5 protein-coding genes are annotated in these 7,675 nt (G+C 46.5%); 3 read left to right on the forward strand and 2 right to left on the reverse strand.

Annotation, left to right across the window (positions count from 1 at the left end; all coding sequences use genetic code 11):
• Positions 1 to 2 precede the first annotated feature (2 nt).
• Positions 3 to 2,594: a Sec-dependent nitrous-oxide reductase gene (nosZ, locus tag Q0372_RS01825; RefSeq protein ID WP_298101809.1), complete on the reverse strand. Its 2,592-nt coding sequence runs from the start codon at positions 2,592 to 2,594 to the stop codon at positions 3 to 5.
• A gap of 12 nt (positions 2,595 to 2,606) precedes the next feature.
• Positions 2,607 to 3,764, reverse strand: a complete 1,158-nt coding sequence (locus Q0372_RS01830) for a hypothetical protein (protein WP_298101812.1) — start codon at positions 3,762 to 3,764, stop codon at positions 2,607 to 2,609.
• A gap of 295 nt (positions 3,765 to 4,059) precedes the next feature.
• Between Q0372_RS01830 and Q0372_RS01835 the strand changes: the two genes are divergently transcribed.
• From Q0372_RS01835 to Q0372_RS01845, 3 genes are all read left to right on the forward strand, one after another.
• Complete coding sequence (locus tag Q0372_RS01835; RefSeq protein WP_298101815.1) at positions 4,060 to 5,727, forward strand: anaerobic C4-dicarboxylate transporter; 1,668 nt, start codon at positions 4,060 to 4,062, stop codon at positions 5,725 to 5,727.
• Positions 5,728 to 5,871: 144 nt separating this feature from the next.
• Complete coding sequence (larA, locus tag Q0372_RS01840; protein WP_298101818.1) at positions 5,872 to 7,122, forward strand: nickel-dependent lactate racemase; 1,251 nt, start codon at positions 5,872 to 5,874, stop codon at positions 7,120 to 7,122.
• 2 nt (positions 7,123 to 7,124) lie between these two features.
• Positions 7,125 to 7,675, forward strand: a 551-nt coding sequence (locus Q0372_RS01845; protein WP_298101822.1) for a LarC family nickel insertion protein, incomplete at its 3' end; no start/stop codon positions are given.

Consider the following 7,675-nt stretch of genomic DNA (forward strand, 5'->3'; position numbering starts at 1 on the left):
GGCTAGTTAAGACCCGCGTTCTCATCGACCCATTTTAGGTATTCGATGATATCTTTGATCTCTTCGTCTTTCATATGCTGATTTGGCATGCGAAGGTTGAAGTAATTTATCATTGCCTTAACGTAGTCGTCTTTGTAGAATTTAGCAGGGTCTTTGATGAAATCGGCTACCCATTTCTCGCCGTTTTCGTGGCGGAGTAGGACGCCCGTTAGATCAGGACCCGAGCTTACTTGACCGATGACGTGGCAGCCGTTGCAGCCTCCGCGTAGGTAAGCCTTCTCGCCGTTAGATGCAGCCTCGCTCATAGGAGTGGAGAGCTCGCGGATCAGGTTGTTTTTAGCGCGAAGTCCGACATCTGCGGTTTTTACTAGGTACTGCCAAACTTGACCCTCCCAAAGTATAGCGCCGTTCATATCGCCTGCTTTTACCGCGGCGTCTGCCTTGGCTTTGGTTTCAGGAATTTTGCCGTATTGATCCAGCGCGTCATCGACTAAAGCCTTGACCTTAGGATATTTCTCGTAGTTTTTCTCTTTTAAGAATTTAACGACTGATTGAATAACATCGTCGGTGGCTTTATTCGTAGCTACTACCTTGTCGTATTCGGCTTTTAGAGCTTCTGGGCTAAGAGCTTTTAACATAGACGCTTTAGCTGAAGTGTATTTTTTATTCGGATCTTTTACGTATAGATATCCGAACATCTCAAGGTGCAGCGCAGAGCAGAATTCCGTGCAGTAGAAAGGAAATACGCCCTCTTTATCTGCGATGAAATTTACGCTCGCAGTCTTACCCGGCTCAAGCGACATATGCAGATCGTAATCATCAACCGTAAAGCCGTGAGTTTCGTCCTCGGCACGCTCTAAATTTGTCATATAGATCGTTACGTTATCGTCCTTATTAACCTCGATGTGCTCAGGATTAATATGGCTGCGGATCGCAGTGGCATAGACTTTTACGTTTTTGCCGTCGCGCTCGATGCGCTCTTGACCCGCTAACGTCATAGCAGGGTGCTGCTTACCGGTGCGAGAGTTTGTCCCCATAGTATAGGTAGGTTTCGTATGAAGCTTGCTAGCTGCGATAGAAACTACGTCGTGCGGCTCGCCTAGACCGATAGGAAGATCGTAAAGCATCTCCATTTTAGGCCCTGTAATGTCGATCAGCTGGTGGTTTTGCGGATGAAGTGGTCCGATAGGATTAAATCTATCGATCGAAAGCTTATCCAGCGCGATTACGTATTTGCCGACCGGCTTAGAGGATTTACCCTCCATAGAATCGAGGTGGCCGATATTGTAGTGAACGTTGATCCTATCTAAAACCTTTAACGTCTTGTAGTTCCATTTTACGATCTGGCTATCGACGTAAAGCGATGTATAGATTACGCCATCTTGCGAATCGAAGGTGTTATGCAAAGGTCCAAGACCAAGCTCTGCTTGTCCGTGAAGCGTCTTTTGCATATCTAAGATCGGAATTCCGTATGGATCCTTGCCTGCGTATTCTTTTTTATCAATTAGCTCTTTGATCTTTTTGAAATCATAAACGCTAGCGTGAGTATCTAACTTGCCGCCGATAATGATATAGCGGCCATCAGGGCTAACGTCAACGCCGTGAGGGGATTTAGCTTCAGGGATCAAAAATAGCGCTCCCGCTTTTACAGCGGCGTCTATCGTAACTATTCTGTGTCCGTTTACAACCTTGTAGTTTTTGCTGTCTTGAGCAAGCTTTTCTAAAATTTGCCAGTTATAAACGTGCAGGTAGTCAGTATCGTTGCGACTCATACCAGCTTCCATAGGAGGCAGACCCTTTTCGATGCCGCCTGTGTACATTTCGGAGTTGAAGCTATTGGTAAACGCCCAGCCGAAGCTCTCGCCCTTACCTGCGTCGCTTAGATCTTGCATATACGGAGGAAGCTCTAGCGAGAAGGATTTATTTACGTCTATTTTACCTTTATCGTAGTCAAATTTCCATAGCGTTACTGCACCGCGATAAACCGCCTGATACTCCTCGATTGGGTGCCAGTCGTTATCAAAAGGGGCTGCGTATTGGCTGGTTTCGATGACGTATTCGGTATTAGGCGTTACGAAAGAGCCGCCGTGATCGCTTTTGATTACGGGATTTACAACTATTTGAGTGGTTTCGAAATCGGATAAATTTATAACCGCGATTCTTGGGTTCGCCTTATCGTTGATAAAGAGATAATCGCCCACATACTCGCCGTTTTTCTCGCTGAAATTTGGATGGTGAGTATCGCCCCAGTTGATCTCTTTGCCGTTAATAGAGCCCGATCTTAAGACCGCCTTGCTCTCCTCGTCAAAGCCGTATCCCTGCCAAGGCTCCGGGGTAAATACGCCGATATATTTGTAGATCCTCATCGACGGCACGCCGTAAACGATCACCTGTCCGCTTTGACCGCCGGAAGAGAAGACCATATAATCGTCCTTCCGACCGGTCGGCTGATAGGTCTTAGCCGCCGCCAAAACGTCTTTTTCGCTTAAATTTCGTTCTTTCATCACGCGCTCTAAGTCGCTATCTGCGGCACACAGGGCGCTTGCGGCGAACAAAACCGAGCCCAAAAGCACGGGTTTGAAACTTTTTAACATACTAATCCTTTCTTAGAATTTTAAAATTTTACCTGATTTGCTGACTACGAGGATCGCTTCCCCGTCTGCGTACATCGCTAAAAATTCGCTTTTTAAATCCACAACCTCCTTTAATCCTACTTTTTGATTTTCGTAAATTTTATCTTTAGTAGCGATAAACTGCGTGCCGCGGGCGCACACGATGGATTTGATCCAAGAGCCCACGCTTTTGCGCTCGCCGCTTTTTAAATTTATAAAATTCCCCTCTATATCGCCTGCAAATAGCGTCCCGTCGCAGTCTGCAAGCGCAGTGATGATAGAGCCGCTTAAATTTTTATCGCCAGCTTCGGCTGAAATTTCGCTTTGAGTTTTAAGCCCCTCGTCTTGAAATTTTGCGCCTTTGAATTCTAAGCCTTGAAATTCCGCACTCTTTGCGCCGCCAGCTTTTGTTTCGTTTTGCTCGGAGCCTTGCACGATTCTCGTGCTATTAAATTCTGCATCTTTAAATTTCACGCTACCAAGCTCTCCCTGCGCGGCGCGATTAGGCGCTGTATCGATGCCGCTAAATTTAGTCGCGACAAGATCTGCGCTAAAACAGGCTACGCCGTTCCAGCTTGCGACGCAAAGTCCGTTAGCGCCCAGGCTAACGGCATTGATCCTGCCGTAATGAAACGAAATTCCGCGCAGCCCATCTGGGGCGGAATTTCTATTTAAAGATTGCCCGTTCGCGGTGGAATTCTCGCCTGAGGCGTAGCCGCCATCCGCGCTGTTATCAGGGTCTTCGTCTAATCTTATTAGTTGATTTTTATCCACTACCGCGTAAATCGCGTCTTTTGCGGCATAGATCGCATCTATTTGGGCTGTGCCGCTACGCCCCGTCTTAAGCGTGCGTAAAAACTTTAGTCTATCGTTTAGCACCGCGATTTCGGCTCCGCCCCAAGCTAGATAAATTTTGCCGTTTTTAAAATTTAGAGCCGTGATTTCATTATCGCTGTATTTTTGCGCGAACTCCACATCCCATTTAGCAGTATCAAACATCCTAAGCTCGCCGCCACTGCCGCATAAAAGCAGTCGGTGCGAGCTTGCGTCGAATGCGCCCAGACGCAGCGTGGCATTTAGATCAAAGCTGCCAGCTGCTGCCATCTGCGATAAACAAATCAAAAAGGCAATACAAAATTTTATAAAATTCATCTTAATCCGCTCTTTGCGAAATGATACTACTCCAAGGCTTAAAAATCGGTTTAAAGCTTGAGCTATAATGAAATTCTAAGATTTCTTAAAAGTTGCGAAATTCTATGATATAAAAACAGCTCTAAGTGAAATTTTATTTTTCACATTTCGCTATAAATTCTGCTTTAAAATTATAATTTCAGTAAATTTTTATTTTGATAGATTTTTACAATTTGTAACGCTCCTTTAATTTTGTTTAAATAAAAAGTTAGTATAATCGCCAAAGTTTGTTTTAAATTTTACTGAAGGAGAAACTATGGAGTTTCTGACAAGTTTGTCTGAAAGCACTCAATTCTTTTTGCAGCTCATTATAGTCTTGGGCTGTTTGTTTTATGGTGCTAAAAAAGGCGGTATGGCGCTGGGAATTCTAGGCGGTATAGGCTTAGTGATCTTAGTGTTTGGATTTAGATTAGAGCCGGGTAAGCCGGCAGTGGACGTTATTTTAACTATCCTCGCAGTTGTCGTAGCAAGTGCAACGCTACAGGCTACGGGAGGGCTTGATGTAATGCTTCAAATAGCGGAGAAATTGCTTCGTAAGCATCCGAAGATGGTTTGTATCATCGCTCCAACTGTTGCGTGGACGCTTACAATCTTATGCGGAACGGGACACACCGTCTATACGCTGCTTCCGATCATCTATGACGTAGCTATTAAAAATGGGATTCGCCCTGAGCGCCCGATGGCTGCTTCTACGATCTCCTCGCAGCTTGCTATCATCGCTAGCCCCGTTTCGGTTGCCGGCGTTTCGATGGTCGCGATCTTACTAGGTCAAGGCGTGCATATCGAGGGCTTTAGTACGTATTTGGATCTGCTAAAACTCACTATCCCTTCTACTTTCATCGGTATGCTTGCAATCGGAACGTGGTCGATTTTTAGAGGTAAAGATCTAGATAAAGATCCGGAATTTCAAGAAAAGATCAAAGATCCAGAGCAGAAAAAATATATCTACGGCGAAAGCACGACATTGTTAGGTCAAAAGCTTCCTAGGATTAAGTGGATCTGCATGTGGATTTTCTTAGCCACTATTGCGCTAGTTGCGGTTTTAGGTTACGAAAAAAGCTTGCGCCCTGCGTGGACTAAAAATGTCCCGGGCAAATCCGTAGAGATCATCGTCGATAAAAAAACGGTCAAAAATATCACGATTAAAGATGGTCAGGTTATCTCCATGGTAGATGGTGGCAAGGTCGTCTCAAACGTCAAAGAGTCCAAAGCCAAAGATGCGACGAAATTTAATAGCGTCGAAATTTACGACAAAGATAAAAAGCTTACTCAAAGCATCGTCTCTCAAGACGGAAATGTCGTCATCACGACAGGCGATAAGAGCGAGAGCATCGCAAACGCAAGCATTGTCGTAAAAGATACGATGAAAAAGACCACAAATTTAAATATGGTCTTAACCATTCAAATTTTCATGCTTCTTGCAGCATCCATTATGATGATTGTCTCGGGTATCAAAGCGGGCAATATCGCTAAAAATGAAATTTTTCATAGCGGTATGATCGCGCTTGTAGCCATTTATGGAATTTCATGGATGGCGGAGACTATGTTTACCGCTCATATCGAAATGCTTAAAGCGTCGCTAGGTAAGGTCGTTATGGCGTATCCGTGGACATATGTCATCGTTTCGCTTTTGATTAGTAAATTCCTTAACTCTCAAGCAGCAGCGGTTGCTACTTTCGTACCGCTAGCGGTTAGCATCGGTATCGATCCGGGCCTTATTATTGCGTTTGCACCTGCTTGCTACGGATACTATATCCTACCTACCTATCCGAGCGATCTTGCGGCGATCCAGTTCGACCGCTCCGGCACTACGCACATCGGTAAATTCGTCATCAACCACAGCTTCATTTTCCCTGGGCTAATAGGCGTTCTTACTTCATGCGCGATGGGCTTTATCTTCGCTCATATTTACGGCTACTTATAATAGCTATACGCTCGCGAGTTTCATACTCGCGAGCTTTTTTAATTTCAAAATTCTTTAGATTAATGCTCCGCGCCCGCGCAAAGCTAAATCGTTTTAAATAAAATTTACGTTATAATCCCGCCAAATTCCACACAGGAGGCAGATATGCAAATCCCTATCGCATACGGCAAAGATGATCATCTAAGCTTAGAGATAAACGAGAAAAATTTGCTCGGCGTTTTCGATCCAAACCCCGTGGCTAAATTTGACGAAACGGCGCTCATCGCAAACGCTCTAGCAAATCCGATAAATCAAAAAAGCTTTGACGAATTTATTGGGGGCGAGCAAAAGATCGTCGTCATCGTAAACGACGGTACGCGCCCGACGCCGACGGCAAAAATTTTAAAGCAAATTTACCCAAAAATCCGCGAGAAAAATAAAATTTTTATCATCGCCACGGGCTGCCACAGAGAGGGCACGCAGGAAGAATACGAGATGATCTTCGGCAAAGAAATTTACGCGGAGATCAGAGCCAAAAACGAAGTTCACGATCACGACTCCAAGCACGACGAGATGGTGTTTTTAGGAGAGTCCAAAAACGGCACGCAGATGTATCTAAACAAAATCGTGGCCGAGGCGAAAAAAGTGATAGTAATCGGCTCGGTCGAGCCGCACTATTTCGCGGGTTACACGGGCGGCAGAAAGGCCTTTTTGCCGGGCACTGCGTCGTACGAGAGCATCACGCAAAATCACAAGCTCGCACTAAGCTCCGACGCGCAAGCGCTGCGCCTAGAGGGCAACCCCGTGCACGAGGATATGATCGATGCGATGAAGGTGCTCGCGCATATCGACGTTTTTTCGATCCAGACGGTGCTTGACAGCGAGCACGGCGTGTATTACGCAAGCGCGGGCGATTTGAACGACAGCTTTTACGACTGCGTGAAAAAGGCAGACGAGGTGTTTTGCGTAAATATCCCGCGCAAGGCAGATATCGTGATCTCGGTCGCGCCCTATCCGATGGACGTCGATCTCTATCAGGCGCAAAAAGCCCTAGATAACGGCAAACTGGCGCTTGCTGAAGGGGGAATTTTAATAATGGTCGCAAAGTGCCGCACAGGCATCGGGCCAAAGCCGTTTTTTGACCTGATGGCCTCCGCCGACACGCCCAAAAAGGTGCTAGAAAAGATCAGCGCGGGCTTTAAGCTCGGCTATCACAAGGCCGCTAAAATGGCTGAAATCTCGCTCTGGGCGCAGACCTGGGCGGTGAGCGAGCTCAGCGACGATGAGATGCGAGCCGTGCATCTAAAGCCATACCACGACATCCAAAAGGCCGTGGACGACGCGCTCGCGCAAAAGGGTGCGGACGCTAAAATCATCATCCTGCCGTTTGGCTCGATGACGGTGCCTAAGGTTTAAGCTTGGCGAAATTTCTTTACTACGACGCAAGCGCGGGCATTAGCGGCGATATGAATTTAGGCGCGCTGGTGGGGCTCGGAGTGGATTTTGGCTATCTTTGCGCCGAGCTCGAGAAGTTAAATTTAGCCGGCGAATTTAAGCTAGAGCGCAAAAACGTGCTAAAAAACGGCATCGCCGCGACCAAAATCGACGTCGTGCCGCTAAAATCGCAGCCCCACGCGAGAAGCTACGCCGATATCAAGCAAATTTTAGAGGGTTCAAATTTAAGCAAGCGCTGCAAGCAAAGAGCGGGTGCGATATTTCGCACGATCGCCGAGGCCGAGGCCAAAGTCCACGGCACGCAGATAGATCGGGTGCATTTCCACGAGGTCGGCGCTCTCGATTCCATTGTGGATATCATAAGCGTCGCTATTCTGATGGACTACATTCAGCCTAACCATGTGATTTCCAGTGTCGTTTCAGATGGTCACGGTACTATCAGATGTGCACACGGTGTGCTGAGCGTTCCTGTGCCGGCAACATCTGCAATCTACAAAAGTGAGCAGGTTAGGTT

The sequence above is a fragment of the uncultured Campylobacter sp. genome (genome assembly GCF_937997405.1).
Taxonomy (GTDB): domain Bacteria; phylum Campylobacterota; class Campylobacteria; order Campylobacterales; family Campylobacteraceae; genus Campylobacter_B.